The organism is Citrobacter sp. Cu233 (assembly GCF_030332225.1).
In the GTDB taxonomy this organism is placed as follows: Bacteria; Pseudomonadota; Gammaproteobacteria; order Enterobacterales; family Enterobacteriaceae; genus Citrobacter.
Map to the genome: position 1 here is coordinate 1 of NZ_JAOWIF010000013.1, position 275 is coordinate 275.

A 275-nucleotide genomic window follows, 5' to 3' on the forward strand; every position below is an offset into this window, starting at 1 on the left:
TCTTATTACGGAGAAATGAAACAGTGTGTCGTTTCAATTTTCAGCTTGATCCAGATTTTTAAAGAGCAAATATCTCAAACGTAACTCAGAGAGTCAGTTTTGAGATATTGGGGTCGGCGACTTTCACTCACGAACCAGCAAGTGGCGTCCCCTAGGGGATTCGAACCCCTGTTACCGCCGTGAAAGGGCGGTGTCCTGGGCCTCTAGACGAAGGGGACGTATAGTCTCAATCGCAAGACGCCTTGCTATTTACTTTTCATCAGACAATCTGTGTG

Annotated in this window: 1 tRNA gene; it reads right to left on the reverse strand. The window is 46.5% G+C overall.

Going from position 1 to position 275, the window contains the following annotated elements:
* Positions 1-142: 142 nt before the first annotated feature.
* Positions 143-218 (reverse strand) — tRNA-Glu (locus OGX95_RS00055).
* Positions 219-275 lie beyond the last annotated feature (57 nt).